This is a genomic window from Mesorhizobium zhangyense (assembly GCF_011045115.1).
GTDB lineage: Bacteria > Pseudomonadota > Alphaproteobacteria > Rhizobiales > Rhizobiaceae > Mesorhizobium_M > Mesorhizobium_M zhangyense.
This window is the reverse complement of the sequence record NZ_JAAKZG010000010.1, coordinates 64,048-90,809: the sequence shown is the minus strand read 5'-3', so window position 1 is coordinate 90,809 and position 26,762 is coordinate 64,048. Positions and strand designations below refer to the sequence as shown.

The 26,762-nt window shown below is 59.2% G+C and carries 28 protein-coding genes and 2 pseudogenes; 19 read left to right on the top strand and 11 right to left on the bottom strand.

From position 1 onward, the window contains the following. Positions 1 to 273: 273 nt before the first annotated feature. From G6N74_RS21140 to G6N74_RS21130, 3 genes are read right to left on the bottom strand one after another with little or no spacing between them, the layout of a single operon-like run. Entirely contained in the window at positions 274 to 2,562 is a 2,289-nt protein-coding gene (locus G6N74_RS21140; RefSeq protein ID WP_165119997.1) for a xanthine dehydrogenase family protein molybdopterin-binding subunit, read from the bottom strand. Further along, complete coding sequence (locus G6N74_RS21135) at positions 2,552 to 3,610, bottom strand: FAD binding domain-containing protein (RefSeq protein WP_165119996.1); 1,059 nt, start codon at positions 3,608 to 3,610, stop codon at positions 2,552 to 2,554. The genes G6N74_RS21140 and G6N74_RS21135 overlap by 11 nt, the downstream gene beginning before the upstream one ends. Further along, entirely contained in the window at positions 3,607 to 4,104 is a 498-nt protein-coding gene (locus G6N74_RS21130; RefSeq protein WP_165119995.1) for a (2Fe-2S)-binding protein, read from the bottom strand. The genes G6N74_RS21135 and G6N74_RS21130 overlap by 4 nt, the downstream gene beginning before the upstream one ends. Before the next feature lie 201 nt (positions 4,105 to 4,305). Here G6N74_RS21130 and G6N74_RS21125 point away from each other — a divergent pair, with 201 nt between their 5' ends. Both G6N74_RS21125 and G6N74_RS31545 read left to right on the top strand, forming a co-directional pair. Continuing rightward, positions 4,306 to 4,884, top strand: coding sequence for a TetR/AcrR family transcriptional regulator (locus G6N74_RS21125; protein ID WP_165119994.1), 579 nt, complete (start codon positions 4,306 to 4,308; stop codon positions 4,882 to 4,884). A 107-nt stretch (positions 4,885 to 4,991) separates the two neighbouring features. Further along, positions 4,992 to 5,396: a LysR family transcriptional regulator gene (locus G6N74_RS31545; RefSeq protein ID WP_165119993.1), complete on the top strand. Its 405-nt coding sequence runs from the start codon at positions 4,992 to 4,994 to the stop codon at positions 5,394 to 5,396. Here G6N74_RS31545 and G6N74_RS21115 read toward each other — a convergent pair. Together G6N74_RS21115 and G6N74_RS21110 are read right to left on the bottom strand one after the other, a co-directional pair. Then, on the bottom strand, positions 5,351 to 5,602 hold the full coding sequence (locus G6N74_RS21115; RefSeq protein WP_205826791.1) for a recombinase family protein: 252 nt from the start codon (positions 5,600 to 5,602) through the stop codon (positions 5,351 to 5,353). The genes G6N74_RS31545 and G6N74_RS21115 overlap by 46 nt on opposite strands. 57 nt (positions 5,603 to 5,659) lie before the next feature. Further along, the gene (locus G6N74_RS21110) at positions 5,660 to 6,616 is read right to left on the bottom strand and encodes a LysR family transcriptional regulator (protein WP_376767733.1); all 957 of its coding nucleotides are present in this window, start codon (positions 6,614 to 6,616) and stop codon (positions 5,660 to 5,662) included. Between the two features lie 72 nt (positions 6,617 to 6,688). Between G6N74_RS21110 and G6N74_RS21105 the strand changes: the two genes are divergently transcribed. Beyond that, the gene (locus tag G6N74_RS21105) at positions 6,689 to 7,018 is read left to right on the top strand and encodes a nuclear transport factor 2 family protein (RefSeq protein ID WP_165119992.1); all 330 of its coding nucleotides are present in this window, start codon (positions 6,689 to 6,691) and stop codon (positions 7,016 to 7,018) included. Continuing rightward, entirely contained in the window at positions 7,015 to 7,794 is a 780-nt protein-coding gene (locus G6N74_RS21100; RefSeq protein ID WP_165119991.1) for an SDR family oxidoreductase, read from the top strand. Before G6N74_RS21105 ends, G6N74_RS21100 begins: the two co-directional genes overlap by 4 nt. 20 nt (positions 7,795 to 7,814) lie before the next feature. Here the strand turns inward: G6N74_RS21100 and G6N74_RS21095 are convergent, their stop codons facing one another. Beyond that, positions 7,815 to 8,291: an Lrp/AsnC family transcriptional regulator gene (locus tag G6N74_RS21095; protein ID WP_165119990.1), complete on the bottom strand. Its 477-nt coding sequence runs from the start codon at positions 8,289 to 8,291 to the stop codon at positions 7,815 to 7,817. 144 nt (positions 8,292 to 8,435) lie between these two features. Here G6N74_RS21095 and G6N74_RS21090 point away from each other — a divergent pair, with 144 nt between their 5' ends. Both G6N74_RS21090 and G6N74_RS21085 read left to right on the top strand, forming a co-directional pair. Continuing rightward, positions 8,436 to 9,551, top strand: a complete 1,116-nt coding sequence (locus G6N74_RS21090) for a 1-aminocyclopropane-1-carboxylate deaminase (RefSeq protein ID WP_246245845.1) — start codon at positions 8,436 to 8,438, stop codon at positions 9,549 to 9,551. Between the two features lie 166 nt (positions 9,552 to 9,717). Further along, positions 9,718 to 10,503, top strand: a complete 786-nt coding sequence (locus G6N74_RS21085) for an alpha/beta fold hydrolase (RefSeq protein ID WP_165119989.1) — start codon at positions 9,718 to 9,720, stop codon at positions 10,501 to 10,503. Between the two features lie 354 nt (positions 10,504 to 10,857). Here G6N74_RS21085 and G6N74_RS21080 read toward each other — a convergent pair whose 3' ends face one another. Next, positions 10,858 to 11,700, bottom strand: coding sequence for an IclR family transcriptional regulator (locus tag G6N74_RS21080; RefSeq protein ID WP_165119988.1), 843 nt, complete (start codon positions 11,698 to 11,700; stop codon positions 10,858 to 10,860). Positions 11,701 to 11,845: 145 nt separating this feature from the next. Between G6N74_RS21080 and G6N74_RS21075 the strand changes: the two genes are divergently transcribed. The 9 genes from G6N74_RS21075 to G6N74_RS21035 all read left to right on the top strand — a co-directional run bounded on the left by G6N74_RS21075 (position 11,846) and on the right by G6N74_RS21035 (position 19,917). Beyond that, complete coding sequence (locus G6N74_RS21075) at positions 11,846 to 12,715, top strand: shikimate dehydrogenase family protein (RefSeq protein WP_165119987.1); 870 nt, start codon at positions 11,846 to 11,848, stop codon at positions 12,713 to 12,715. Next, positions 12,712 to 13,380, top strand: coding sequence for an amino acid ABC transporter permease (locus tag G6N74_RS21070; protein ID WP_165119986.1), 669 nt, complete (start codon positions 12,712 to 12,714; stop codon positions 13,378 to 13,380). The genes G6N74_RS21075 and G6N74_RS21070 overlap by 4 nt, the downstream gene beginning before the upstream one ends. Positions 13,381 to 13,395: 15 nt before the next feature. Then, the gene (locus G6N74_RS21065) at positions 13,396 to 14,043 is read left to right on the top strand and encodes an amino acid ABC transporter permease (protein WP_165120112.1); all 648 of its coding nucleotides are present in this window, start codon (positions 13,396 to 13,398) and stop codon (positions 14,041 to 14,043) included. A gap of 36 nt (positions 14,044 to 14,079) precedes the next feature. Continuing rightward, positions 14,080 to 14,943: a transporter substrate-binding domain-containing protein gene (locus G6N74_RS21060; RefSeq protein WP_165119985.1), complete on the top strand. Its 864-nt coding sequence runs from the start codon at positions 14,080 to 14,082 to the stop codon at positions 14,941 to 14,943. Positions 14,944 to 15,017: 74 nt separating this feature from the next. Then, entirely contained in the window at positions 15,018 to 15,815 is a 798-nt protein-coding gene (locus G6N74_RS21055; RefSeq protein WP_165119984.1) for an amino acid ABC transporter ATP-binding protein, read from the top strand. Positions 15,816 to 15,856: 41 nt separating this feature from the next. Continuing rightward, positions 15,857 to 16,885: an alcohol dehydrogenase catalytic domain-containing protein gene (locus G6N74_RS21050; RefSeq protein WP_165119983.1), complete on the top strand. Its 1,029-nt coding sequence runs from the start codon at positions 15,857 to 15,859 to the stop codon at positions 16,883 to 16,885. 43 nt (positions 16,886 to 16,928) lie between these two features. Further along, positions 16,929 to 17,396, top strand: coding sequence for a MaoC family dehydratase (locus G6N74_RS21045; RefSeq protein WP_165119982.1), 468 nt, complete (start codon positions 16,929 to 16,931; stop codon positions 17,394 to 17,396). Next, the gene (locus G6N74_RS21040) at positions 17,393 to 18,922 is read left to right on the top strand and encodes an acyl CoA:acetate/3-ketoacid CoA transferase (protein WP_165119981.1); all 1,530 of its coding nucleotides are present in this window, start codon (positions 17,393 to 17,395) and stop codon (positions 18,920 to 18,922) included. The genes G6N74_RS21045 and G6N74_RS21040 overlap by 4 nt, the downstream gene beginning before the upstream one ends. Positions 18,923 to 18,930: 8 nt before the next feature. After that, positions 18,931 to 19,917: an aldo/keto reductase gene (locus G6N74_RS21035; RefSeq protein WP_165119980.1), complete on the top strand. Its 987-nt coding sequence runs from the start codon at positions 18,931 to 18,933 to the stop codon at positions 19,915 to 19,917. A 188-nt stretch (positions 19,918 to 20,105) separates the two neighbouring features. Here G6N74_RS21035 and G6N74_RS21030 read toward each other — a convergent pair whose 3' ends face one another. Together G6N74_RS21030 and G6N74_RS21025 are read right to left on the bottom strand one after the other, a co-directional pair. After that, positions 20,106 to 20,552 carry an ester cyclase gene (locus G6N74_RS21030; protein ID WP_165119979.1) on the bottom strand — a complete coding sequence of 149 codons (447 nt, stop codon included), beginning with the start codon at positions 20,550 to 20,552 and terminating at the stop codon, positions 20,106 to 20,108. Between the two features lie 59 nt (positions 20,553 to 20,611). Further along, complete coding sequence (locus tag G6N74_RS21025; RefSeq protein WP_165119978.1) at positions 20,612 to 21,490, bottom strand: SDR family oxidoreductase; 879 nt, start codon at positions 21,488 to 21,490, stop codon at positions 20,612 to 20,614. 90 nt (positions 21,491 to 21,580) lie between these two features. Here G6N74_RS21025 and G6N74_RS21020 point away from each other — a divergent pair, with 90 nt between their 5' ends. Then, positions 21,581 to 22,483 carry a LysR family transcriptional regulator gene (locus G6N74_RS21020; RefSeq protein WP_165119977.1) on the top strand — a complete coding sequence of 301 codons (903 nt, stop codon included), beginning with the start codon at positions 21,581 to 21,583 and terminating at the stop codon, positions 22,481 to 22,483. A 12-nt stretch (positions 22,484 to 22,495) separates the two neighbouring features. Here G6N74_RS21020 and G6N74_RS21015 read toward each other — a convergent pair whose 3' ends face one another. After that, a complete protein-coding gene (locus G6N74_RS21015) occupies positions 22,496 to 23,179 on the bottom strand; it encodes a glutathione S-transferase family protein (RefSeq protein WP_205826790.1) in 684 nt (227 codons plus the stop codon). A 272-nt stretch (positions 23,180 to 23,451) separates the two neighbouring features. On the opposite strand from G6N74_RS21015, the gene G6N74_RS21010 reads away from it, so the two are divergent. Next, the gene (locus G6N74_RS21010) at positions 23,452 to 24,396 is read left to right on the top strand and encodes a gluconolaconase (RefSeq protein WP_165119976.1); all 945 of its coding nucleotides are present in this window, start codon (positions 23,452 to 23,454) and stop codon (positions 24,394 to 24,396) included. A 32-nt stretch (positions 24,397 to 24,428) separates the two neighbouring features. Here G6N74_RS21010 and G6N74_RS21005 read toward each other — a convergent pair. Beyond that, positions 24,429 to 25,192 (bottom strand): annotated as a pseudogene (locus tag G6N74_RS21005) (IS5 family transposase). A 134-nt stretch (positions 25,193 to 25,326) separates the two neighbouring features. Between G6N74_RS21005 and G6N74_RS21000 the strand changes: the two are divergent. Together G6N74_RS21000 and G6N74_RS20995 are read left to right on the top strand one after the other, a co-directional pair. Continuing rightward, positions 25,327 to 25,977: a LysE family translocator gene (locus G6N74_RS21000; protein WP_165119975.1), complete on the top strand. Its 651-nt coding sequence runs from the start codon at positions 25,327 to 25,329 to the stop codon at positions 25,975 to 25,977. A gap of 133 nt (positions 25,978 to 26,110) precedes the next feature. Continuing rightward, positions 26,111 to 26,686 (top strand): annotated as a pseudogene (locus tag G6N74_RS20995) (DUF2493 domain-containing protein); the annotation flags it as partial. Between the last annotated feature and the right edge of the window lie 76 nt (positions 26,687 to 26,762).

Here is a 26,762-nt window from a genome sequence, read left to right as displayed (position 1 = left end):
TCTGCCGGGGCGTAGTGGAACACTTCTGAGGACAATTGATCCGCTTCGAAACACGTTTCCCTTTTCCGCACGACGGCGAAGGCTCGGAGAAGTCAGGAATGTCCAGGTCATCTCGGTTTCGGAAGGCCGACCCCGTAAGGGAGAGCCGTCTTGCAAGGTGACAAGGGCGTTGGCGCTGTGTCGCCGAAGGCGCGCCTAAGCGGACCTGGGGTTCCTTCCTGATCCTGACCTAAGGAGAAGCCTTGACCCCAAGCCGCCCTTCACGGGTTGAACTCAGTTCCCGAATGCGGACGTTACGTCGCGCTGATTGACGAGCAGATCCTCGAGCCGGATCGGGAAATGCCGGACGCGCACGCCGGTCGCATGCCAGACCGCGTTGGCGATCGCGCCCACGGTGCCAGTGATGCCGATCTCGCCCACGCCCTTCACGCCGAGCGGATTGACGTAAGGATCGTCCTCCGGGATCAGGATGGCATCGAGTGAAGGCACATCCGCATTGACCGGCACATGATACTCGGCAAGGTCGGCATTCATGATCCTGCCGGTCCTGCGGTCGGTCACTGCCTCTTCCTGTAGCGCGAAGGAGATGCCCCAGATCATGCCGCCGAAATACTGGCTGCGCACGAGGCGAGGGTTGATGATGCGGCCGGCGGCGAAAGCGCCTACCAGCCGCGTCACGCGCACCTGTCCGAGATCGGGGTCGACTTTCACCTCGGCGAAGACGGCGCCGTGGGAAAACAGCGCATGGGCCTCGGCAACCGCCGGGTCGCGGGCGGCCTTCGCCGTGCCAACTACCTCCGCTTGGCCCGCACGCGCGAGAATTTCGGAATAGCTTTCGCTGCGCCCTTCGTCATCGCGGCGATGAAGCCGTCCGCTGCGCGCCTCAACGCCGATGTTACCGGCGCCGAAAAGCGGCGATGCCGGATCGGCGGTGGCGAGTTCCGCAAGCCTGGCGATCGCATCCACGCCGGCATTGTGAAGAGCCAATCCAGCGCTGGCGGTGTGGCCGGAACCGCCGGCAATACCGCCATCAGGCAGGCTTGAGATGCCGGAATGAAGCTCGACCTGATCCGGATCGAGGCCGAGTGCTTCCGCCGCGATTTGAGCCAGAGCCGTCCAGGCGCCCTGTCCCATGTCGGCGCCCGCGGTTTCCACCAGCGCGGTGCCGTCGGCACGCAAGGTGGCGCGCGCCTCGGCCGGGAAATGCGGGCAGTGGAAGACCGCCGTGCCCATGCCCCAGCCGACGAGGAAACCATTCTCGTCGCGCATCCGGCGCGGCTCGAGCGGCCGGCCCGACCAGCCGAAGCGTTTGGCGCCCTCGGCGTAACACTCGCGCAAGGATTTGGACGAAAAGGGCTTGCCGGTGCCCGGCTCGGTCTCGGCGTAGTTTGCCAGCCTGAATTCGAGCGGATCCATGCCGCAGGCGATGGCGGCCTCGTCCATCGCCACTTCCAGGACGGCCGACCCGGATGCTTCGCCCGGTGCGCGCATCGGTCCTGGCGTGCCGGTATCGAGCCGCAAGCCGTCGTGCTCGGCGAGGATGGCGGGGCTGGCATAGAGCGGCAGCGAGGCGTTGGCCGCCGGCTCCATGAACTCGTCGAAGCTTGAGGTCGCAGCCAGCACATGGTGGTGAAGGGCGGTGAGGCGGCCTTCGCCGTCCGTGCCGAGGCGCAACTTCTGCCAGGTCTGGCCGCGATGGCCGACCGGGCCGTACATCTGCGCCCGGGTCAGTGCCAGCTTGACAGGCCTGTCGAGCATGCGCGCAGCAAGGATCGCGAGTATCTGCGGGCCGTTCAAGATCGCCTTCGAGCCGAAGCCACCGCCAAGGAAGGGCGAGCGGATAAGCACGTTACCGGCCGGGATGCCGAAATAGGCCGCATAGGCCGCGCAGCTGAGCGCGAGTGCCTGGTTGGGCATGTCGAGGGTCACCCGGTCGCCGTCCCATTGGGCGACGACGGCGTGGGGTTCCATCGCGTTGTGGTACTGCGGCGGCGTGACATAGTCTGCCTCCGTCACCCGGACAGCCGCCGCAAGACCTGCATCGATATCGCCATAGGCGGTGCGTGACGGCGCGCCGACGCCGACCGCGGGCGTATCGAAACGCTCGCCATTCTCCAGTCCCGTGCGGGCGCTCTCGACTTCGTATTGCGGGTTGAGCAGTGCTGCCCCTTCCGTTGCCGCTTCCAGCGTTTCGGCGATTACCAGGGCGATCGGCTGGTTGACGTAGCGCACCGTGTCGTCCTGCAGTACCTCGACGCGAAACCCGAAGGGCGGGATCTTGTCGTCAGGATCATGCGATAGAGGCGGCCGGTTGGCCGGCGTCAGGACCTCGACGACACCCGGATGTGCCTTGGCGGCCTCGACGTCGAGCGCTGTCACGCGACCTCGTGCGATGCTGCTGACCGCTGTCACGGCGTAGAGCATGCCTTCGGGATGGTTGTCTGCTGCATAGGTGGCGCGGCCGGTGACCTTGAGCACGCCGTCGCGGCGTGTCAGCGGTTGGCCGGCGCTGGAACCGTGCCGACGATGTTGCGGGGAGGGGAATGCGATCTCAGATGACATGGTTCGCTCCGGATAGTGCGGGGAAGGGTGAAGCCGGCAGCGCGGGCATGGCTTGCGGCGTTCCTTCCAAGGCGAGGCTCAAGGCGCGCGTGACGATGCGGTGCGCCAGTTCGATCTTGAAGGCGTTGTCCCCGGAGGGACGCGCCTCTGCCAGCGCCAGCTCTGCAGCTTCTGCAAAAGCCTGTGCTGTGGCCTGTTTTCCCTCGAGCAGCGCTTCTGCCTCGCGGGCTCGCCAGGGTTTTGCGGCGACGCCGCCGAGCGCGATGCGCGCCTTGCGGATCGTGCCGCCCTCGACCTCCAATGCGGCCGCCGCCGACACGACGGCAAAGGCATAAGAGGTGCGCTCGCGCAGCTTGATGTAGCGGGCATTGCGCGAAAAGGACGAGGCTTCGGCTGGAAGCCTGAGCGCCACGATCAGCTCGCCGGGCAAAAGTGCTGTCTCCTGCTCCGGTGTCGCGCCGGGCAACCGGTGCAGCGTGTCCAGGGCAATCTCCCGGCCGCCATGCGGGCCTTCCACCTCGACGATGGCGTCCAGTGCCGCCAGCGGCACGCAGAAGTCCGAGGGGTGGGTGGCGATGCAATGCTCGCTCCAGCCTAGCACGGCCTGCAGGCGATTTTCGCCGCCCAGCGCATCGCAGCCCGAGCCCGGCTCCCGCCGGTTGCAGGCGCCTGCGAGGTCGTGGAAATAAGCGCAGCGCGTGCGCTGCATCAGATTGCCGCCCACGGTTGCCGCATTGCGAAGTTGCGCGGAAGCGCCTGAAAGCAGCGCTTCGGCTACGACCGGGAAGGTTTTGGCGAAACGCTCGTCATAGGCGAGGTCCGAATTGCGAACCAAGGTTCCTACGCGAACGCCGCCGTCAGGCAGCCATTCTATGCGGTCGAGGCCCGGCAGCCGCGTTATGTTTATGACCCGCTCGGGCCGCGAGGCGCCCACCTTCATCAGGTCGAGCAGATTGGTGCCGGCGGCAAGATAGGCCGAGCCGGGAACGGCCGCGGCCGCTATGGCTTCCGGCACGCTGACTGGGCGGATATAGTCGAAACGGTTCATGCCGCGTCCCTCCGATTGCGCTCTGCAAGGGTCTTCTGCGCTTCCAGCACCGCTTCGGTGATGCCCTGATAAGCGCCGCAGCGGCAGATATTGCCGCTCATCAGTTCACGGATACGCTCGGGATCGTCTCCGGCGTGACCTTCGGCGATGAGGCCGATGGCGCTCATGATCTGGCCGGGCGTGCAGAAGCCGCACTGGAAGCCGTCATGCTCGATGAAGGCGGCCTGGACCGGATGCAGCGCCTCGCCATCGGCAAGCCCCTCGATGGTGGTGACGGTGGCCCCGTCGAGGCTGGCAGCCAGTGCCAGGCAGGAGTTGATGCGCCGGCCATCGACAAGCACGGTGCAGGCGCCGCACTGGCCCCGGTCGCAGCCCTTTTTGGTGCCGGTCAGGTCGAGCCGCTCGCGCAACAGGTCAAGCAGCGTCACGCGGGGGTCGTCGAGCGCAACCGTGCGGGGCTGACCATTGATGGTGAGGCCGATGGAGAGTGACATGTGGTACTCCATTCAGGATTTGTGATGTATGGATCGGTGCTGCCGGATGGCAGCCGAGGATGCGGGCGGGAAAGTATCTGGCGCGAGCCGTCTTTCGGCCCAAACTGGGAATGCGTGCCTTGTGCGTTTTCCCGATATGCAGTCTACTTATACGGAGGATGCCTCCGTTTAGCAAGAGGCAACGAGCCCTATTGGAAGAAAATGGGACCTGAGACCGCAAAAACAAGACGCAAGCCGCGCGCGGATTCGATCCGCAACCGCGAAATCCTGCTTGAGGCGGCGACGCAAATCTTCAGCGCCGGCGGTCCGCAGGCAAGCCTGGAGGCGGTCGCACGGCAGGCAGGGGTTGGCATTGGCACACTCTACCGCCACTTTCCGACGCGCGAAGCGTTGTTCGAGGCGGTCTATCGCCATGAGGTCGATCACCTCGGCGAACTCGCGGAACTGCTTGCCCGCGACAGCGATCCGGTTGAGGCGCTACGCAAATGGCTGCACGCCAATGTCCGTCTCGTGGCGACCAAGAAGGGTATGGTCGAAGCACTTCAGCTCGTCGCGCACGGCTCGACCGAACTGAAGGCCTATTCCTTCGAGCGCATGAGCAATGCGATCGGCCTGCTGCTCGATCGCGGGGTCGCGGCGGGTGAAATCCGCTCCGACATTTCCCCGGAAGACCTGTTGCGGACCCTCGTCGGCATCTTCTATTCGCAGGGCACGGCCGACTGGCAGCCGGCAGCATTGCGCTTGGTCGATGTGTTCGTCGACGGGCTGAGAAAGCGCTGAGGCAAATCATGCACCGCATTTTCACAGTTCCTAAAATAACGGCATCCAAGCGGGGGCCAACGGTGCCGCATGCTGGACCGAGAAGTAAGAAGCGCTGATAAAAGCACATGGATACGCGTTTTTTTGAAACCCTGCTTGCCGTACTCGAACGGGGCTCAATCGCCGAAGCTGGCCGACACCAGAACCTAAGTGCGGCAGCGGTCACGCAGCGCATTAGGGCGCTCGAGGCCGAAGCCGGGCAACCTCTCGTAATACGCGTAGGGCGAACGGTCAGACCGACCGAGTTGGGCACAAGCGTCGCAGACAAAGCTCGGTCACTGCTCAACGAAGTCCGCGGCCTCGGCGACGGGATAAGAACTGACCCGCTTCGCGGGACGCTACGCCTTGGTGCTATGAGTACCGCCACGACGGGTTTGCTTCCGCCCGTCCTGAGACGGCTGGCGACTAGGTATCCAGGTATTGAAGCTTATATCCTCCAGGGACCTCCCGTGATCTTTACGATAGAGTCCTGAAGGGTGACTTGGATGCAGCCCTCGGTGCCGCGCCGAACGTGGCCGCGAATGGTCGTGTCGTTCCAAAGCCTGCCCTCGGGGCCAGCCACGCTGTGTTCTTTGAGTTGCTTGGCAATGGCGCGCGGGTCGACGCCGGCGGCGAACTCCTGAAAAATGCGACGGATGATCTCGGCCTCGCTCAGTACGATCTCGCGATCGCCCCTCAACGTCTCAAAAATAATATCCCGGACACCCCGATCTAAGCGCTATTAAAGCGCTTGTACCTACTCGCGTGCTGAGGCTCGTGCCATCTCGATAAAGGCCTTGAACGCCGCTGAGGGGTTCCGCCGGCCCGGATAATAAAGGCACAGTGGGGATAGAGCTGGCGTCCAGTCCTGTAGCAGGCGCACCAGGCTGCCCGACGCTATGTCTTCACGCACGTCCGCTTCCCAGACTAAACCGATCCCCACTCCGTCCAAAGCGGCAATCCTTGTCAGGCTCGCTTCGTCGAGCGTGATAGGTCCTTTGACATCGATCTGAACCGAGTGGCCGTCCTTCTCGAATGGCCAGCGAAAGAGCGCGCCATTCGGAAGCCTCACCCGAATACAGGAAAGGGAAAGAAGGTCGGGAGGGATGTTGGGTTTTTCACTTTGTTTAAGATACATTGGCGAAGCCACCACAGCGTAGCTTTGTGCGTGCCCAAACGGAACGGCGATCATGTCGCTCGGGATAAGATCCGCACTTCGTATGCCCATGTCGAACCCCGCGGCGACGATATCGATGATGCGGCCTTCGGTGACCACGTCGACATGCACCTGGGGGTACTGCCTGAGGAACCTGAGGACGAGAGGGGAGAGGGCTTCGCGGGCGGCCATCGCGAACGCGTTGATGCGCAGGGTTCCTGACGGCGTTTTTTGCTGCGACATGGCGCTGTCTATCGCCCGGTAGATGTCATCCATGGCTGGCGCGACCTGGTCGACAAAGTTGCGGCCGGCATCGGTCAGCGAGACACTTCGGGTCGTCCGGTTGAACAGGCGGATGCCGAGCCGTCGCTCGATCTTCCCTATCGCGTTGCTGATCGCCGTTGTTGAGAGCCCCAGTTCGAGCGCAGCAGCACGGAACGACCCTTTGCGGGCAATGGCAAGAACAGCGTCGATATCGGTCAGACTATGTCGTGGCATTGTTGCGATTTTCGTATCAACACATCCCCACTTATCCCGATTATCGAACCATGTGTCCATCGCTAAATTTGCCGACAAGAGGGGAACAAAACGAACCAACCTCTGAACGTCGACAACCGGCAGGAGATAGACATGAGAATCAAGCTACCCAAGCCCATAGCGGACTACTTTGAGGCAGACAAAGACCGGGATGCCGAAGCTGTCGCCCGGTGCTTCATCTACGGCGCCATCGTCAGGGACGAAGGCCACGCCTATGTCGGGCAGGACTCGATCCGGCGATGGAAGGCCGGTGCTTCGAAGAAGTACACATACACCGTAGAGCCGATAATGCTCGGCTCCGAAGGCTTTCGGATCGTTGTCACAAGTCACGTTGTCGGTGACTTCCCCGGTAGCCCTGTGGATCTGAGGTACTTCTTTATCCTCAACGGCGAACAAATCGCGGAATTGGAGATCGTCCTGTGATCCCGTTCCTCACTCTTGAAGGCAAACGTGCCCTGATCACTTCGGGCACACGTGGTGCCGGAGCAGCGACCGTTGCGTTGTTCCGAGAACTAGGTGCCCAAATCGTCACCAGTGCGCGCTCCAATCCTGGCGGTCTTAGCGAAGCAATCTTTGTAGCCGCCGACCTGACAACGCCTGAAGGGTGTTCAGCCCTCGCCGATGGGGTTCGCGCACGGATGGGAGGCGTGGACATCATCGTACATATGCTTGGCGGTTCGTCGGCTCCGGCAGGAGGCTTCATGGCTCTCAGTGACGCCGAATGGAACAGAGAACTCGGAATGAACCTAATGCCCGCAGTGCGGCTGGATCGCCACTTCGTGCCTGAGATGGTGGTACGCGGGAGCGGTGTCGTGATCCATGTGACGTCGATACAGGGCGTCCTTCCATTGCCGGAGGCCACAACAGCCTATGCGGCGGCGAAGGCCGCGCTTTCCAGCTATAGCAAGAGCCTGTCGAAGGAGGTCTCGCCGAAAGGCGTACGCGTTGCCCGGGTTTCGCCAGGCTGGATTGCTACAGAGTCCTCGGTGCACCTTGCAGAGCGGTTGGGCAAGGAACACGGCGGCGATGCCGAAGCGGGCAAGCGCATTATCATGCAGTCGCTCGGTGGTATCCCACTCGGCAGGCCCTCGACACCTGAGGAGGTTGCGAACCTAATCGCTTTCCTCTCCTCTGACCGCGCCGGCAGCATCACAGGATCCGAGTTCGTCATTGATGGCGGCACGATCCCGACGGTTTAGGGTAACTGCAAAGGTGAGATTCAGAAGGGAAGGCGCGCGTTCTCCTTGACCTCCTTCATGACGAAGAAGGTTCGGGTCTGGCGGACGCCCGGAAGGGCAATCAGCTTGTGTCCATGGAGCTTATTGAAGTCCGCCATGTCGCGCACACGGATCTTCAGAAGATAGTCGAAGTCGCCAGCCACGAGGTTGCAGTCCAGGACCTCCTTCATTTTATGGACTGCGTCTTCGAATGCGCCGAAGCTTTCGGGCGTCGAGCGATCCAGCACGACGCCGACCATCACCAATGTACCAAGTCCGACTGCCAAGGGCGCTACCTCGGCACGCACCCCGGTGATGTGTCCTTCATCAAATAGGCGTTGCGTACGACGGTGGCAGGTCGCGGCACTGACGTTCACACGGTTCGCCAACTCCGCATTGGTGAGCCTGCCATCGGCCTGCAAGGCGCGGAGAAGCTTGATGTCGGTGCGGTCGAGAGTAGGTGTGGAAGATTCTTCCATTAATTCCTCAAAACTTTATCGGAATATATCAGAATTACTTCAAGCATACCGATATTCGCAGAATTTCCAATCAAAATAGAGAGCACCTTTCACTACGTTTCGCATACATTTTAGTTAGTGAAAGTGACAGGTGAGGGCATAAGAATGTCGCTACTCGAGAAGTTCGAACGCTATCCGCTGACGTTTGGGGCCACCCCGATCGAGCATCTGCCGCGGCTGAGCGCAGCGCTTGGAAACAAGGTTCAAATCTATGCCAAGCGCGATGACTGCAACTCGGGTCTGGCCATGGGTGGCAACAAGCTCAGAAAGCTCGAATACATCATCCCAGATGCCATCGCGTCGGGCGCGGATACATTGGTCTCGATCGGCGGCGTCCAGTCGAACCATACCCGCATGGTGGCAGCAACGGCTGCGAAGATCGGCATGAAATGCGTCGTGATCCAGGAGAAATGGGTTCCGCATCATGACGCGGTGTATGACCGAGTCGGCAACATCCTCATGACGCGTCTGATGGGCGCTGACAGCCGGCTCGTGGACCATGGCTTCGACATCGGAATTCGTAAGAGCTGGGAAGACGCGATCCAGTCGGTGAAGGAAGCTGGCGGGAAGCCCTATCCCATTCCGGCCGGTGCTTCGGTCCATAAATACGGCGGGCTCGGCTATGTGGGCTTCGCCGAAGAGGTGGCGCGACAGGAAGAGGAGCTGGGTTTCGCGTTTGACTACGTCATTGTCTGTGTTGTTACCGGCTCTACCCAGGCAGGCATGATTGTCGGCTTTGCAGCACAAGATCGCGCTGACAGGGTTATCGGAATTGACGCCTCCGGCACGCTCGAACAGACCCGCTCGCAGGTCCGCCGTATTGTCGACGACACCGCCACCCTCGTTGGACTCGGCCGTTCAGTCCGTGACGGAGAGATCGTGATCAACCCTGACTACGCTTATCCAGCCTACGGCATTCCGTCCGAGGCGACCAACGACGCAATCCGCCTTGCCGCCCGGACCGAGGCGATGATCACAGACCCGGTTTACGAGGGCAAGTCGATGCAAGGTTTGATCGACCTGACCCGGAAAGGGTTCTTCCCAGAGGGCTCGAGGGTGCTCTACGCACACCTCGGCGGCGTGCCGGCAATCAATGGATACAGTTCCTACTACAAGGACGATGGCGCCAATCCCGTGAACAGGCTGCTGAAAGACCAGCCATTCACGACAGGGCGCGATGCGGGTCCCGGCAGCAACGAATATCCGCCTATGTTCCCATAGGCATTCCAACTCGTCATCAGCCTTTTCGATCTGCGCCCGGCACCGCGGCGTGAACCCTTCTGCGTGCGTTTTTTGGTGAGGGCGTACGCGAGCGGTCAGAGGTGCAGTCCTCAGGGCCTGACCAACCAAGATCCCTCATCTCCCGAAAACTGGAAAGGAAAATCCAATGAATACCGCTACGAAAAGCCTCCTGGCAGCAACCGCACTGACGGCAGGCCTCGCGTCAAATATCACGTCCCACGCAGCCGATCGCATCCCCGACACTCAGGCCGTCAAGAATGTCGTGCTGGTGCACGGAGCGTTCGCCGACGGTTCCGGCTGGCGCGGAGTCTATGACGAACTCACCCAGCGTGGCTATCGCGTCGCGATCGTTCAGAACCCGCTGACCTCGCTCGAGGACGATGTGGCGGCAACCAAGCGTGCTCTTGACCGGCAGGATGGTCCAACCGTTCTCGTTGGGCATTCCTGGGGTGGGACGGTCATCACCGAAGCAGGTGTGGACCCGAAGGTCACCAGTCTTGTCTACGTCTCGGCGCTCTCGCCAGACGCCGGTGAAACAACTGCCCAGCAGTATGAAGGGTTTGCTCCTGCTACCGAGTTCGTGCTCGAGACGACAGATGACGGTTTCGGCTACGTGAAGCCGGAAAACTTCAAATCCGGCTTTGCCCATGACGTCGGCGAAACGGACGTGGTCTTCATGAGGGACTCGCAGGTCCCGATCAACATGTCGGCCTTTGGAACGAAGCTGAAGAATGCGGCGTGGCGGTCGAAGCCGAGCTGGGCTGTTATCGCCACCGAGGACAAGGCGTTCGACCAGGCTATGCTACTGCACATGGCGGAGCGCATAGGCGCTAAAGTCACGAAGGTCTCTGCAAGCCACGCGCTCTTCATGACGCAGCCGAAGGTCGTGGCTGACACGATCGACCAGGCAGCACAATCGGCCTCCCAGTAGGCCAGGTGTGAATGCGCCCGAGATCGTTGAAGATAGTCAGATTGACGCGGCGAACCGGAAACTTCTAGCAAGTCGTCACGGCTCCAACGGCCGGAGGGATCCAAGGTTCTCCGGTCGTACTGCAGCTTTGCAGTCCCAATAAAACTCTGTCCAGGCGCATCAGATCGCCAAGGGCAGACCGGCCCGGTCAGCGAGCTACGGGCGTCATTCCAACAAGCTCATTTCAATCATTTCGGCCACTGCAACTCAATACGGTTAGACCCGCACGCACAATACCGCCACGACCTCCGAAGCCCACATAGTTCACGACAGCGAAAGATAATTCTGGACTGCACAATGGAACGCGACGCCAACTCAGCCAATCATCGACGCCCAACGGCTGGAAGCGGGAAGGGGGGCGGACCCGCCAGTCGTTGAATATCTATGTCCCTCGAACATTCCGGAGCGCGTTGCGGCGCGTCCGACGTCATCTGCGGCTGAGATGATCAATGGAGCCATGACCTCAAGCCTATCGCGCGTCATTCGCACAGATGGTCCGGCCACGCTGATAGTACCTACTACATCTTCCGATTTTGGCAGGCGGATTGGCGCCGCGATGGCCGAGGTCCCTGCTTCAAAGACGTCGTGGATAATAGAATACCCGCGTTCACGGGCTTCGTGGACGTAGGTCATGACCTCTTTGATAGAGCGGGGCGCGTTGGACCCATAGCCGCCCCTTAGCGGACCTTGTTTCGCAATGAGTTCGATTGCCTTCTCATCATCGAGGCATGACAGATAAGCATAGCCGTTGGACGTGGCGGCCAGGTAAACTTCAGGTTCTTCTTCGGGGTTGTACAAGAGACCCCTCCGTGCCCCGCGTGCCTTGGCTACTCGCATCAGGCGCTCCCCCTCGATGACGGACAGCATGGCGAGTTCACCGGTCTGCTCTGCAATGCTGTCCAGGATAGGCAAGACCAGGTCGACCATGCCTGTACCCACTTGGTGGACCAGGCTTAAAGACGCCAGCTTCACAGTGAGAGTGTAGATGCCGCGCTCATGTTCCTGCCGGACATATCCATTCTCCCGGAGGTCGTTGAGGAGCCGATGAGTTCCGCTGCGAGGTAATCCCAAACGCTCGGCGATGTCAGAAAGATGCAAGCCGTCGGCGTTTCGAGCCAAGAGTTCGATAATCGACAACGCTCGATCGCGGCTGGACATGGCGGGTACACCTCTCCTCGGCAATTATGGAACAATGTACCAGCTGGAACGAAAACTCAAGTGTTGACATCGCAGGAACGTGTACGTATTTGGAACATGTTCCAAATAACAACGTTGGGACATCAAACGGGCTCAGGGAGGAGTCATGCTGCGACAAGCTTCTTCGCATGAAGACGACGCGACTGCGCCTATCTCTGGCAAAACCAAGGTCTTTGCGGTGGTTGGAGATCCGGTGGCCCAAGTGCGCGCGCCGGAGTTGATGAACAACCTCTTTGCGGCCAGCAGCTTCGATGCTGTGATGATACCCGTCCACGTCGCGGCCCGGGATTTTGGCCAAACCATGAATGCGCTAAAGTCGTGGAAGAACCTGCACGGCATACTCGTCACCATTCCTCACAAGTTCGCGGCTTGTGAGCAGGCTGACGCCTTGTCGGAAATGGCAATGCTTGCGGGCTGCGCGAACGCTTTTCGCCGTGAGTCCGACGGGACTTGGTTTGCTGAAAACTTCGATGGCCAGGGGTTCGTCGAGGGGCTCGCTTCCAATGACTACGATGTAACCAACAGACGGGTAATGCTTGTGGGCGCAGGGGGCGCTGGTGCTTCCATTGCCGCCGCACTTAGTCGTGCTCCCATCAGATCGATAATGATATCGGATATCGATCCTGATCGATCAATGGTGTTGGCAAAGCGTCTGCAAGTATCCGGTTGTGAGGTCACATTTGGTACTCTGGGGACGACCCAGGACAATGTCGATCTGGCGATCAACGCAACCCCGCTTGGGCTATCTCCAGCCGATCCTCTGCCATTCGATCCGAAAAACCTCGGTCCGGAATGTCTTGTCGCAGATGTCATAATGAAGCCGGCCGAAACCAAATTGCTCAAGGCAGCTTCCGCCTTGGGACTGGTGGTCCATAGAGGAGCCCCAATGCTGGACACTCAGATCGAGCTGTACAGAAAGTTTTTCGGGGTCCCTGCCAGTGCCGCGGGCGACTCTGAAGGTGCGGTAGTGCCATGACATACCAGTTCGATTTTCTTGCTTTGGTTCCCTACTGGCGCGATTTGCTGGCCGGCTGCCTGATGACATTGTCGCTAGCCGCGTTATCGGTCTCGCTTGGATTTGTTGTCGGCTTGGGGGCCGCGATCCTGCGGGACAGTTCGATTGCTCCATTGAGATGGGTGGCGAGCACGTATGTCGAGCTGATCAGGAACACTCCTTTCCTGCTTCAAGTGCTCTTCATATTCTTTGGACTGCCGGCACTCGGCCTCAGTCTTGCTGCCTGGCCGGCCGCTGTTCTGGCGCTAACGCTGAATTGTGGAGCGTTCGCGTCCGAGATCATCAGGTCTGGCGTGGACGCAATTCCGCGCGGGCAGATTGAGGCAGGCAAAGCGCTTGGCCTGTCGGGGCCGCAGGTATTCAGGTTCATCGTGCTCAAACCGGCACTGCGCATCATTTTCCCCGCACTGTCGGGGCAGTTCATTCTGGCGCTTCTGACGACAAGCATCGCATCGTCCATCTCGGCTGAGGAACTCACTTCCGTTGCGCAATCAATCGATACGCTGACTTTCAGAAGTTTCGAAATATATATCGTGATAACTATCCTCTATTTTATAATGTCCTACGGATTCTCCGCATTATTCAAGATGATTACGAGAATATACTTCTCGTATCCGACAAAGTAACGGGAGGCATCTGTGATTCAGAGCTTCGACTACAATGCCGTTCTCGTTATCCTCTCTGGCGTTAAAGCCACTCTGATACTATCGGCAATAGCCTTTGGCATGGGGGGATTCTTTGGCCTGCTGGTCGCGCTGGCAAGAACCTCAGGCATCAAGCTGCTCGAGCGTCTCAGCTCGGCGTATATCGATTTCTTTCAAGGTACGCCGATGCTTCTCCAGCTTTTCCTGGCGTATTATGGCCTCCCGGTTCTTGGATTCCCCGTCAATCCGTGGACGGCTGTGACGATTGGTCTGACACTCCACGCCAGTGCTTATCTCGGGGAAATATGGCGGGGTGGTATCCAAGCCGTTCCTCGCGGCCAAACGGAAGCGGCGGCAGCACTCGGCTTATCATATCACCACCGTATGAGGGACGTTGTCTTTCCACAGGCATTCCGTCTTTCGCTAGCACCGACTGTTGGCTTTTCCGTACAGCTTATCAAAGGAACGTCGCTCGCGGCCATCATTGGCTTCGTTGAGCTTTCGCGATCGGCTCAGATCATTGCAAGCACAACATACAAGCCGCTGCTGGCATACGGAGTTGCTGGCATCTTCTACTTTGCAATCTGCTTTCCACTGTCGATGTACAGCATGCGGCTTGCAAAAAAATACAATCGTGAAGCTTAAACCACGGCAAATTCCGTTAAATGGGAGGAGTAAAGAATGCTTAATGTCTATTTGAACAAGGTCAGTCGAAAGCTGGCTCTTTGGGCCGCTGCGGTTACGATCGCGAGCGCCTCAGCATTTGCCAGTGTTCCCGCTGCGGTCGCGCAGACTGTGGAGGAAATCAAACAGGCTGGCGTTCTCAAGGTCGGGTCGCAGGTTGCTCAGGTGCCTTGGGGATTTACTGACCCGTCAGGCAAGCTCACCGGCTTCGACATTGAACTTTGCCGGATGGTTGCAGAGGATTTGGGCGTCGAGGCCCAGTTTACTCCGGTGACCTCATCCAACCGTGTGGCGACCCTGTTGACCGGCCAGGTGGATATGCTTGCGGCCGTCATGGGGATATTCGCCGATCGGCAGAAAGTTGTTCTTTTTGCACGGCCTTACGTCAACAACGACACCGTCTTCATTGGTCGTTCTGACCTCAACGTTAAGGGCTATGACGGGCTGAGTGGCCTAAGGGTTGGTGTTCCGCGTGGCACACCGCAGGACATTTCTGTCACGCAGGCAAAGCCTGCAGGCGCGACAATCCAGCGCTTCGACGATGATGCAACAACGATCCAGGCGCTTCTTTCGGGTCAGGTGGACATTATCGGTGGCGCGTCCACTCAGGTCGGAAACATTGCCAAGGTGGCCGGCGAAGGAAAGTTCACGCAGCAGTTTGTGGTAGCCCGTGCATTCAATGCTTTCGCGGTGCGGCCGCAGTCCCGCGAATTTGCGGACTATCTGAGCGACTTCGTTGCCCGCAAGACCGAGAGCGGCGAACTCTCTGCGCTCTACAAAAAATGGATCGGTGGCGAAATTGCCAAGCTTCCTGCAACCGGTGAGGGGCCCGATGCCCTTCCCGTGAGTGTCAAGGAATAGTCACCCAAACGATCTCCATCAGGGGCGGTGGACAGTCCCCGTCCCTGAACCGAGAAACCGACGCGAGTACCAAGATGACCGACAAGGATTCCGGCTTCGAGCCTGACCATAACGTTTCCCACTTCGCGGTAGGTAAGGAGCCGATCATAACGATCGAGGATCTGAATAAGTGGTTCGGCGATTTTCACGCGCTCAAGAACATCAACCTTCAGGTTGCAGAGCGGGAACGTGTCGTGATCTGCGGACCGTCGGGATCCGGAAAGTCGACATTGATCCGCTGCATCAACCATCTCGATGTTTTTCAGAAGGGTCGTATTGTCGTCGACGGCAACGAGCTGACGAATGTTGCGAGAAATGTCGATGCCATCCGTGCCGAGGTCGGTATGGTTTTCCAGCAATTCAATCTGTTTCCCCACCTGACAGTCTTGCAAAACTGCATGCTCGCGCCGATGCGAGTGCGCGGTAAATCGAAAGCTGAAGCCTCACAGACGGCAATGAAGTTTCTGGAGCGGGTGCGCATTCCGGAACAGGCGAGCAAGTATCCGGCAGAACTGTCGGGCGGCCAGCAGCAGCGCGTCGCAATAGCGCGCGCTTTGTGCATGTCTCCCAAGATCATGCTGTTCGACGAGCCCACATCCGCGCTTGATCCTGAAATGGTGCGTGAAGTGCTCGATACCATGGTCGCCCTCGCCGATGAGGGAATGACCATGCTCTGCGTTACTCATGAAATGGGTTTTGCGCGAAGCGTCGCCGACCGGGTTATCTTCATGACAGCGGGCGAGATTGTCGTCGACACACCACCGCTCGAGTTCTTTGACAGTCCTGACAACCCGCGACTCCGCGAGTTTCTGGGTCAAATCCTCCACAACTGAAAGCTCGCGATAAGGACGAAAGAGCGATTGGGACCAGATACGTGAAAGCAGTACTACTCAAGGAATTCGGTGGTCCAGAGGTCTTGACCTGCACTGAAGTCGCCAAGCCGACGGCGAAACCAAACGAGGTGATCGTCCAGGTGGCGTTTTGCGGCGTTTGTCATCTCGATCTGATTTTGCGCCAGGACATCCGTTCGCGGCTGACGCTCCCGCGCGTGTTGGGGCACGAACTGGCGGGCAAGGTTGTCGAGGTCGGCGAAGCGGTGACGGGATTTGCCACTGGAGACCGCGTCGCATCATCCAATTTCCAGGCGTGTGGGAAATGCCACTATTGTCTGATTGGACGTGCTTCACTTTGTCGACAATCAGGCGGTGACATTGGACAGACGCGTGATGGTGGTTATGCAGAATTTGTCGCGCTTCCCGCCGAGAATCTTGTCCGCATCCCCAAGCAGCTGCCACTTGAGCATGCCGCTCTCGCTGCCTGTGTCTACGGCCCCCCGTACAAAGCGCTGCTCCGATCGTGCCGACTGAAAGCAGGCGAGAGTGTGATAGTTACGGGTGCCAGTGGCGGGCTCGGGATTGCGGCACTGCAGATCGCCGAAAAGGTCGGTGCCAGGTCAATTGCAATCACCAGCAATGCTTTGAAAGTTGACAGTCTCAAATCGGTGGGTGCTGCCGATGTGATCGTTAGCGAAGATGGTAATTTTGGACAACAGGTCCGGGACCTCACCGATGGCCGGGGCGCGGACGTGGCGATCGAACTCGTCGGCTCTCCGACATTTGGAGGTACGTTGCGAGGGCTCGCACCAGGTGGACGATGCGCGGTTGTCGGCGAATTGCACGGCAAGCCCATTGAAATCAATCTCGGCCTGCTCGTGCTGAAAGAATGGGAATTCCATGGCGTTCAGAGCGCGTCCACGCCTGAATTGGCGGAGGTCCTTGCCTTCATGGTTGACGCTGGGATCGAACCGCAGATCGACAAGGTATTAGGGCTTGAGCAGATCGCCGAAGCCCATCGCTCCCTTTCAAATCGACAGACAACTGGTCGTCTTCTTTTACGGCCCTAGCAGCGCATGGCCATAGTGCCCGCCTATCTCCACGAGGACAAAGATGCTTCCCGGCAATTTTTTTGAAGATATTGATATTGGCGATGAACGCCTTACCCCGCGCGTTACGGTCACGGAAGGGCATGTGCTTGGCTACGCTGGCGTCGCCGGCGATTTCTCGCCGGTTCACATGGACGAGGTTTATGCCCGCACAACCGAATTTGGCGGAAGGATCGCCCATGGCTTGATGGGACTGAGCCTCACTGACGGTCTCAAAGTGCAATCGGCTTTTTTCAGAGACGGCATCGCCCTTGGGTGGACCTGGAATTTTAAGCGTCCAATCAGAATTGGTGACACCCTCCAGGTTCGATACCGGATTGCCGACAAGCGCACGTCGAGGAGCAAACCCACGATGGGTATCTTCTTCATTGAAGTGCAGCTTCTTAACCAAAACGACGAAGTCGTGCAGGAGGGTGAACATCGCTTGATGGTGCCAAGACGTGACGTCGATGCTCCAGAGGCAGTCGGATGACCCGCAACAAGTTTATGTCGGCAGAGAGCGCGGTCGATATGATACGCAACGGAAGCACTGTTGCGTTGATTGGTGGCGGTGGAGGGCTGATGGAGCCTACGCACGTATTTAGGGCGATCTCCCGGAAATTTCAGGAAACCGGCAGTCCAAGAAACCTCAACGTAATCCATGCTCTCGGAATAGGTGACAAGAAATCCGAGGGGATGAACCATTTCGCGCATAAGGGCCTCGTCAAGAAAGTAGTTGGTGGCCACTGGGTCTGGTCTCCTCGCATGCAGGAACTCGCACGCGACAATGAGATCGAAGCATATGTTCTTCCAAGTGGCTGCGTCATGCAGCTGTACCGTGAAATTGGCGGCAAACGGCCGGGTTTGTTTACTCACGTCGGGCTTGGGACATTTGTAGATCCGCGCCATCAAGGCGGTAGAATGAACGATGCCGCCAAGGACGAAATGGTTGAGCTGGTCAATATCGGTGGTCAGGAGTTGCTTTGGTACAAATCCTTTCCGGTGGACGTGACCATCATTCGGGGGTCGTTCGCGGACGCGGATGGCAATATCTCTCTTGACCAGGAAGCGGCCAATATCGACGTGTACGCTGCTGCGCTCGCGGCTCACAACTCGGGCGGAATCGTGATTGCACAGGTCCGAACGGCGGTAGATCGCAACACTTTGCCTGCCCGTTCTGTTCGGGTACCGGGTGCGATCGTTGATGCCGTGGTGGTCGACCCCGAACAGCGCATGAGCTACGAGATTGGGTATGACCCCACTATATCCGGTGAATACCGCGGCCCCACGCCCACCGAGGCCGTGGAAGAGTTGGGGGTACGCGCGGTTATCGCCAGAAGAGCACATCTGGAGTTGACTGATAACGCAGTCATCAACTTCGGAGTCGGCATCGGTGAAGGCGTGGCCAAGATCATCGCCAGCAGAGGCGAGGTCGACCGTTATTACCAGACCATCGAACATGGAACCTATGGCGGATCGCTGCTGGTAGGTTTGCACTTTGGATTCGCCCGCAGTGCTAGCGCAATGATCGACGGGCCGTCGCAGTTCGATTTCTATTCTGGAGGGGGGCTGGATGTCGCATTCCTCGGCTTCGGAGAAATCGATGCGGAGGGTGATGTCAATGTTTCCAAGCTTGGTGGCCTGACGGTCGGGCCTGGAGGTTTTATGGATATCGCACAGAACGCACGCAAGGTCGTCTTTTGCGGTACTTTTGATACCAAGGGAGCGGACATTGCTATCGAGAACGGCGAGATAAACGTGCGCCGACCCGGACAGGTGCGCAAACTTGTTCGTAAGGTTGAACAGATCACATACTCCGGCTCGCAGGCATTGAAGCTCAGCCATGAGGCGCTCCTGGTGACGGAACGGGCGGTATTCCGGCTCACGGATCAAGGGCTTGTTCTCACTGAAGTTGCGCCGGGCATCGACATCCGTCGCGATATTCTCGATCAGATGGATTTCGCTCCCCTCATCCCCTCGACGCCGGTCTCGATGGACCCTGCGTTGTTCGTTCAGTAGGTTTTGACATGAAGTATATCAACTTGGGGCAAACCGGCCTTAAGGTCTCTCGCATCGGTCTTGGGTGTATGAGCTACGGTGACCCAAACAAAGGCAACCACAGCTGGGTCCTCAATGAAGAAGAAGGTAGGGTGTACATTCGCAAGGCAATCGAAGCGGGGATCAACCTGTTTGATACTGCGAATGTCTACTCCGATGGCGCGAGCGAAGAAGTACTGGGGCGGGCAATCCGAGACTTCGCTTCGCGCGATGCCGTCGTTCTTGCGACCAAGATTTTCTATCCGATGTCATCTGATGTGAATGCAGGCGGTCTATCCCGGAAGGCGATTTTTACCGAGGTTGAAAATAGCCTAAAGCGATTGAACTCAGACTATATAGATCTTTTGCAGATCCACCGCTGGGATGATTTCACGCCGATCGAAGAAACGCTCGAAGCGTTGAATGACGTGGTGAAATCCGGAAAAGCCCGTTATCTTGGCGCGTCTTCCATGTTTGCTTGGCAATTCATGAAGGCGCTTGGCATTCAGCGGGAGAGAGGCTGGGCTCCATTTGTTTCCATGCAGAACCATCTCAATCTCCTCTATCGCGAGGAAGAACGGGAGATGTTGCCTCTCTGCATATCCGAAGGCATCGGGGTTATTCCCTGGTCGCCTCTCGCGAGGGGAAGACTGACGAGACCTTGGTCAGATGAGCCCGCCACCGAGCGTGCCGCTCATGACAACGTCGGCGCAAATTATTACAGCAAAGCCGCAGATGCAGACAGGATTGTCGTGGACCGCGTGGGTGAAATCGCAGAAGCTCTCAATCAGCCGCGGGCGCAAGTAGCGCTTGCATGGCTACTTCATAAACAAGGCGTCACAGCACCAATCGTCGGCGCAACGAAGCCCAAGCACCTCGAAGATGCATTGGGAGCACTGGAGCTGGTTCTCAGCCCTGCGCAGATTGAAAAGCTTGAGGAACCCTACGTTCCGCACCACCTATCAGGTCACGGCTAGATTGTTTCATAGTGATTTCTAGAGGTCCGCTCCAGTCCTTCAGCAAAGCACTGAGGAACCGGTGGTGAAGTCGATCGATTTGAATTCCAATCCGGACGAGGGCTTCGGTCCTTGGCGCATAGGCGATCCTCTCCGAGAGATGAAGTCCAGAGCATCGCGCGTTATCGCAGCTCTACCAAGAGAACTCTTCAACCCATTACACCGAGTTGCTTAATCAGGTCGAGCTGGTCCGAGCTCAGCCAATATTCGAGAACTTTGCCGTTCTCGACGCGCAGGAAATCGGCGCCCGCAAACCTGATGGCCGTGCCAGGCTCGGCCTTGGCGCCGGGGAACCCGCCCTTGTATGTGCCGCTCGCCAGCCAGCGTCCCGCGATCATGCCATTACCGAACAAGGGCTGGACCTGAACTTCAAAGACGAACGGATCGATGGCGGCGTGCAACTGGCCGATCCAGCCGGCCATGCCCTCCGGTCCGGCATAGATCGACAGATCCTCGCCACCCAGCGGGGACATGTGCAGCTTGTAGTTCGGCGCGATGATCTGGTCAGCGATGGCCAGATCGCCATTCCACATGGCGATCCATTTGTCCCAGATCCTGGCCAACTCGTTGTCGTTCGTCGGCTGTGCAGTGCTCATCACAGTCATCCCCAGTAGCGGAATTGCCGCCAACGCAGCGCCTATCATATCGCGTCGATTCATTTTTCAGCGCCCTGATTTGTGGTGAAAACACTTTTGTAGTCGGCGAGAAATGCCGCGAACGGGCGTGCCGGCTGGCCGATCACCGATGGGCCGTCCGGGCTCACTGCGCTAGCTTCGTCCCGGGCATAGTGGGCGTAATCTTCGATCAGCCCGTCGGCCTGCCACTTGAGGAAACCTGCATCGATGGCGGCCTGTCGCATGGTGTCGGGCGGAATCTGCACAAAGCTGACCGGCTGGCCGATTGCCGCGCCGATCTGGGTCGCGATTTCGTCATGGGTCAGGGCATCCGGCCCGGTCAGGTCATAGACTTGCCCCTCGTGCCCCGGCGTGCTCAGCGCCGCGAAGGCAACCGCTGCAATATCGCGGATATCGATCAGGCTGATCTTGGACGCGCCGATAGGGGCGAACAGCTTACCCGTATTGGCGATGGTGTCGGCAAAGCCGAGCAGCCCCTGCATGAACAGGTTGGGCCGCAGGAAGGTGTAAGCGATCCCGCTGGCGCGGATCGCCTGCTCCACGGCCCCGTGATAGCGCAAGAAGCGCACCGGCGAATCCGTCGCGGCATGGAGTTGCGACAGCTTGACGATGTGGCGCACGCCGGCGCGTTTCGCGGTGGCTAGGAAGGCCAGTTGCTGGATCTCGGCCCGTTCGGTCGAGTTGGTGACGAGAAACGCGCGCTCCACGCCCTGCAACGCCGCATCCAGCGATGCCGGATCGTCGAAGTCACCGGCAACCGGCTCGATACCGGCCAGTCCCTTGAGCTTTCCTGCGGCGGCCTCGGACCGCACCATCGCCTTGGCGGCGATGCCTCGCGCCGACATCAGCTTGGTCAGTTCAAAGCCGACCGAACCGCTGGCACCTGTGAGTAGGATCATTTTGGGCTCCTTTTGCTTGTGAGCCGAATATGACGGTCTGCGAGCACAATCAAAATTGACATAAACCTTCAGGCGGCTAGTATAAAATGTATGAACACCAAGCCGTCAGAGACTGCGTCAGATTGGGAGCGCCAGCGCGCATTTCTTGCTGTGATGCGCGAGGGAAGCCTTTCGGCCGCGGCACGTTCGCTCAAAATCGCCCAGCCCACAGTGCGCCGTCGCATTGAGGATCTGGAACGCGAACATGGTGTCGTGCTGTTCACCCGCTCGCCGGCCGGGTTGCTGCCGACCCCTATTGCCATGGAGCTTGCTGGGCATGTGGAGGCCATGTCCAAGGCAGCTCAATCCTTTGCGCGCGCCGCCTCGGCCGAGGCCAGCTCTGATGCGGGCACCGTGCGGATCACGGCAAGCGAGGTGGTGGGCGTGGAAGTGTTGCCCGCCATGCTGGCCGAGCTGCGCCGGCTCCATCCCGGGCTGGTGCTCGAACTTGGGCTCAGCAACCGCAGTGAAAACCTGCTGGACCGCGAGGCCGACATTGCCATCCGCATGGTTCGGCCGGCGCAGGATGCGCTTGTGGCCAAGCATATCGGCGCAGTCCGGCTTGGGCTTCATGCCCATCGCCGCTTTCTCGATCGCCATGGCCGTCCCGAAACCATCGAAGACGTCAAGCGGCTGGGCCTGATCGGTTTTGAAACCGAGACGCCGGGCATTCGCACATTGCGGGCCAGCGGGCTCCCATTCGGGGCCGAGGACTTCATCTTTCGCACCGACAGCGATCTCGGCCAGCTGGCCGCGATCCGTGCCGGCATCGGGATCGGCGTCTGCCATATCGGACTGGCAGCCCGCGATCCCGACCTCGTTCACGTCTTGCCCGACGCTTTCAATATGGCATTTGAGACATGGGTGGTTGCCCACGAGGACGTGCAGCATGTCCGGCGCGTTCGGCTCGTCATGGATGCGCTGATCAAGGGCCTGACGGACTACGCCGAATGATGCGCCCTATGGTCAGGCGGCCCGTTTATCGTTCTGCGGGAACATAGCCTTGCGCGCCTGGTCGTCCAGTTCGCCCTTGAAGACATGGGCCAACTTCATCTCCAGTGCGCGCTGAACAGCGGGACGCGCTGCCATTTCGGCCATGAAGCGCTCGACATTGGGATAGGCGGTCAAGCCATCCGCTCCGAAGATGTAGCCGGCCGATGCCGCCCAACCCCAGAGCGCCATGTCGGCAATCGTGTAATTGTCGCCTGCCAGGTACCGGGTTTGAGCCAGGCGCTGGTCGAGCACCGCATAGTGCCGCGCGACTTCCTTGGTATAGCGATTGATCGCATAGGGGATCTGCTCGGGCGCATAATGCATGAAGTGAATGGCCTGGCCCGAGAATGGCGACAGGCCCGTCGCCACCAGCATGAGCCAGGACAGCATGGTGGCGTATTCCGTCCGGTCTTCCGGCAAGAATGCACCATGCCTGTCTGCCAGGTAGAGCAGGATCGCATGGGAGTCGAACACCACGGTTTTGCCGTCGACAATAGCGGGGACCTTGGCATTCGGGTTGATCGCCTTGAAGGCCGAACTGTGCTGCTCGCCCTTGAAGATGTCGATCGGCTTGACGGTGAACGGCAGCTCGAGCTCCTGGAGGAGCACGGCCACCTTCATCGAATTGGGTGTGGCGTGAAAATAGAATTCCATCATCGGGTTCAATCCTTGTTCGGGCTCCGCGCTATCGCTCGAATGGGCGGTCGCTGCCTGTCAGGACCATGCTCATGGCAAGCACACAGCACAAATCGATGTTGTGTCTTGGTGCAATCGAGGGGGTTGATGGGTGGCCGCCGTGGGTGATTACGGGCCTGCCCGCAAGAGGCGGACCAATCGAAGCGATCGATTGGACCCATCGGGGAGCGGCGTTTCAGCATTGTCCGGGCAGAGCCTAGATCACCGCCATCGATGATCGAAAGGAATGCAAAATGATCCGTCGCAACCTTCTGGCCAGTGTGGCGCTGGCCATCCTCGCCCTCGCCACGCCCGCCTTCGCACAGGATATCGCCTTCAGTTCGGACCAGTCCTATCCCGAAAGCTTCACCTACTCGGCCAAGCAGGACATCTTCATGCTGGGTTCTGTGACCCAGGGCCTTGTCGCCAGGCTCGACAGGGCGGGCAAGTATTCCCCGTTCATCTCGGACGATCGTCTGGTGTCCACAATTGGCCTGCTGGTCGATGATGCCAGCAACACACTCTGGGTCACCAATTCCGACCCGGGCGCCGGCATGCGCACTACGGCAGCGACGCAGGGAAAGCTGGCTGATGTCGCCACCTATGACGCCACCACCGGCGCGCCCAAGGCCTATTACGATCTGGGAAGCCTCAGCCAGGGCGCGCATTTTGCCAATGACATTGCGCTCGATGCGGCCGGCAACGCCTATATCACCGACAGCTTTGCGCCCCTGATCTACAAGATCGATACGGAGGGCAAGGCATCGATCTTCGCCCAGAGCCCACTCTTCATGAGCGGAGACGGCTTTAACCTCAACGGCATTGCCTGGCACGCGGATGGCTATCTGCTGGTCGGCAAGTACAATAGCGGCGAGCTGTTTCGGATCAGCACGACCGATCCAACCGATATCAGGCCGGTCAACCTGCCCGAGGCACTTGTCGGCGCCGATGGCATCCGCCTGATCGATGGCGACCATCTGCTGGTGGTGCAAAACCTGGCGGCCAACCGGACCGTCGAGCTGACATCCACCGATGGCTGGCAGTCGGCAACCATCACCCGTGCAGTTGCCAGCAAACTCTCCATGCCAACAGCCGCCGTGGCTGCCGGGGATGGCACCTACATTCTCAACGCCCGGCTGGATACGCTGTTCGACCCCAAGGCCGCCAAGGTCGGCGACTATCTGCTGCAGGAATTCTAGGCTGATGGAAGGCGGGCGCATTGTCCGACCTTCTAGGCCTTAGACTCGTAAGCTCGGAGCCACAGGCGGATCGAGGCAAGTTGGATCATCGCGAGAAAGTTCTCGGCTATCTTGTCGTAACGGGTGGCAACCCTGCGGAAGTGTTTCAGCTTGGAGAAGAAACGTTCGATGAGGTTTCGCTCAGGGTAGAGCCATGTGCTGAAATATGCTTTCGACCGTCGGTTGGCTTTGGGCGGGATATTGGCGAACGTGCCCTTCTCGCGGAGAGATGCCCGGATGCGATCAGCATCGTAGACCTTGTCCGCCAGCACGATTGTTCCAGCTACAACATGGTCGAGCAGATCGTCGGCAGCTTGTCCGTCATGGCTTTGCCCGCGGTCAGGCTCTGTCGGATCGGAAGGCCTTGCCCGTCCACGACCGCCTGAATTTTGATCGTGAGCCCGCCTCGGGAGCGGCCGAGACAATGATCTCGATCCCCCTTTTTGCCGTCGCAGCCTGCTGGTGCGCGCGAACGGAGGTACTGCCGATCATCTGGATGTCGCCATCATGGGCGGCGGCAATAGCATCCATCATCCGACCCATACGCCTGCCTTCCGCCATCGCGCAAAGCGATTGTAGCAGGTGGTGCGTGGGCCACAGCGATCAGGCAGATCACGCCACGGCGCGCCAGATCGCAGGACCCAGAATATACCGTTCAGCACGCGACGGTCATCGACGCGCGGCACGCCCCGTGGCCTGTTGGGTAGCAGCGGCTTAATCACGCGCCATTCAAGTCTGTCAGGTCATATCGGCTCATGGTGAGCCCTGAACCAGAAATCGGCGCGATGTGAAAGCGTAAAAGCAGCAGACGACCTCGCATTGGAGGCAGCTCAATGCTATTGTTCGCGCAATATAAAACGTTCGTGCAATATAAAATGGGGCAAGACAATCATGGATTTGGCAATTCCCAGCGCAACGAATCTCAGCCTGTTCGTCAGCGCCACACTGGTGTTACTTATCGTGCCGGGACCGGCAGTTCTTTACATCTTCGCGCGCTCGGTCGAGCAGGGTCGTTCTGCCGGCCTCGTTTCGATCCTTGGCATCCATACGGCAACGCTTGTTCATGTCGCCGCCGCCGCTGTGGGATTGTCGGCGCTCCTGGCATCGTCCGCGCTCGCCTTCAGCGTAGTGAAGTATGCTGGCGCGGCATACCTGATTTGGCTGGGCCTCAAGAAGCTCTTCGGCCCGTCGGACATTCCCGACGTCGAGGGCGGTTTACCGACGCGAAGCCGCATGCGCCTCTTTCGTGAGGGCTTTATCGTTAACCTCCTCAATCCGAAGACAGCGCTGTTCTTTCTGGCTTTCTTGCCGCAGTTCGTTGAGGTCAACCGTGGCCATGTTGCAATGCAGATCGCTTTTCTCGGGCTTGTTTACACAGCGATTGGCGTTCTGACGGACAGCTCCTACGCACTTGCCGCCGGCACGGCCGGCAAGTGGCTGAAGCGCAGTCCCATGTATCTGAAGGCTGAACGCTGGGTCAGTGGTTTCGTGTATATCGGCCTTGGCTTGACGGCCGCTTTCGCTGGCAATCAAAAGAAATAGACCGTCCGTCCTCCTCTGGAAGCCGCCCTAAACGGCTAGCCCGTCGGCAATGATCTGGAATCGATGGCATGTCGCCGCAATAATCGGATAGCCGTTCGCGTTTATAGGTTCACTGCCTAGCCGGACTGCCGTCCGCCTGACGGCAGAGGGCCAGACCTTCATCGAGCGGCGCAACAGCATGGAACTCTTCCGCGATGTTGCTGCCGAACAGTTCGAGCGCCACACCGGATCGGCCTGGCGGCCGCGCTCAGGCTCGATGGTCAACCACCGCAATCTCACCTCGGCGATGATCGACAGCCGCGATTTTCTCGCAGCCAAACGGCGGGCTGAAACCGAGGTCATGTTGCCCGCCGGTCCCAAGGTCGTCTTCACTGGCGGTCTCCACTTCAATGATCACCGCCTGATCTGGGCCAAGCTCGATCAGGTCCATGCCAAATATGCCGACATGGTGCTGCTGCACGGTGGATCACCGAAGGGCGCCGAGCTGATCGCGGCCAAATGGGCCGACAATCGCAAGGTTCCGCAGGTCGCCTTCAAGCCCGACTGGACGAAGCACGCCAAGGCCGCTCCCTTCAAGCGCAACGATGCCATGCTCGAAGTCCTGCCGGTTGGCGTCATAGTCTTCCCTGGCACGGGTATTCAGGAAAATCTCGCCGACAAGGCTCGCAAGCTCGGCATCCCGGTGATGAAGCACAAGAGCGGCGCGTGAGCGCCGTATCTTCATCCTTGAGAATTCATCTTCTCTTCTCTATATGATGCGTGATGATTGATGCGCGCCAAGAGGC

Bases quoted from the DNA above. Each gene is read 5' to 3' on its own strand.
- G6N74_RS21140 (WP_165119997.1), bottom strand. From the start codon at position 2,562: ATGTCATCTGAGATCGCATTCCCCTCCCCGCAACATCGTCGGCACGGT.
- G6N74_RS21135 (WP_165119996.1), bottom strand. From the start codon at position 3,610: ATGAACCGTTTCGACTATATCCGCCCAGTCAGCGTGCCGGAAGCCATA.
- G6N74_RS21130 (WP_165119995.1), bottom strand. From the start codon at position 4,104: ATGTCACTCTCCATCGGCCTCACCATCAATGGTCAGCCCCGCACGGTT.
- G6N74_RS21125 (WP_165119994.1), top strand. From the start codon at position 4,306: ATGGGACCTGAGACCGCAAAAACAAGACGCAAGCCGCGCGCGGATTCG.
- G6N74_RS31545 (WP_165119993.1), top strand. From the start codon at position 4,992: ATGGATACGCGTTTTTTTGAAACCCTGCTTGCCGTACTCGAACGGGGC.
- G6N74_RS21110 (WP_376767733.1), bottom strand. From the start codon at position 6,616: ATGGACACATGGTTCGATAATCGGGATAAGTGGGGATGTGTTGATACG.
- G6N74_RS21105 (WP_165119992.1), top strand. From the start codon at position 6,689: ATGAGAATCAAGCTACCCAAGCCCATAGCGGACTACTTTGAGGCAGAC.
- G6N74_RS21095 (WP_165119990.1), bottom strand. From the start codon at position 8,291: ATGGAAGAATCTTCCACACCTACTCTCGACCGCACCGACATCAAGCTT.
- G6N74_RS21090 (WP_246245845.1), top strand. From the start codon at position 8,436: ATGTCGCTACTCGAGAAGTTCGAACGCTATCCGCTGACGTTTGGGGCC.
- G6N74_RS21085 (WP_165119989.1), top strand. From the start codon at position 9,718: ATGAATACCGCTACGAAAAGCCTCCTGGCAGCAACCGCACTGACGGCA.
- G6N74_RS21080 (WP_165119988.1), bottom strand. From the start codon at position 11,700: ATGTCCAGCCGCGATCGAGCGTTGTCGATTATCGAACTCTTGGCTCGA.
- G6N74_RS21075 (WP_165119987.1), top strand. From the start codon at position 11,846: ATGCTGCGACAAGCTTCTTCGCATGAAGACGACGCGACTGCGCCTATC.
- G6N74_RS21070 (WP_165119986.1), top strand. From the start codon at position 12,712: ATGACATACCAGTTCGATTTTCTTGCTTTGGTTCCCTACTGGCGCGAT.
- G6N74_RS21060 (WP_165119985.1), top strand. From the start codon at position 14,080: ATGCTTAATGTCTATTTGAACAAGGTCAGTCGAAAGCTGGCTCTTTGG.
- G6N74_RS21055 (WP_165119984.1), top strand. From the start codon at position 15,018: ATGACCGACAAGGATTCCGGCTTCGAGCCTGACCATAACGTTTCCCAC.
- G6N74_RS21045 (WP_165119982.1), top strand. From the start codon at position 16,929: ATGCTTCCCGGCAATTTTTTTGAAGATATTGATATTGGCGATGAACGC.
- G6N74_RS21040 (WP_165119981.1), top strand. From the start codon at position 17,393: ATGACCCGCAACAAGTTTATGTCGGCAGAGAGCGCGGTCGATATGATA.
- G6N74_RS21035 (WP_165119980.1), top strand. From the start codon at position 18,931: ATGAAGTATATCAACTTGGGGCAAACCGGCCTTAAGGTCTCTCGCATC.
- G6N74_RS21030 (WP_165119979.1), bottom strand. From the start codon at position 20,552: ATGAGCACTGCACAGCCGACGAACGACAACGAGTTGGCCAGGATCTGG.
- G6N74_RS21025 (WP_165119978.1), bottom strand. From the start codon at position 21,490: ATGATCCTACTCACAGGTGCCAGCGGTTCGGTCGGCTTTGAACTGACC.
- G6N74_RS21020 (WP_165119977.1), top strand. From the start codon at position 21,581: ATGAACACCAAGCCGTCAGAGACTGCGTCAGATTGGGAGCGCCAGCGC.
- G6N74_RS21015 (WP_205826790.1), bottom strand. From the start codon at position 23,179: ATGATGGAATTCTATTTTCACGCCACACCCAATTCGATGAAGGTGGCC.
- G6N74_RS21010 (WP_165119976.1), top strand. From the start codon at position 23,452: ATGATCCGTCGCAACCTTCTGGCCAGTGTGGCGCTGGCCATCCTCGCC.
- G6N74_RS21000 (WP_165119975.1), top strand. From the start codon at position 25,327: ATGGATTTGGCAATTCCCAGCGCAACGAATCTCAGCCTGTTCGTCAGC.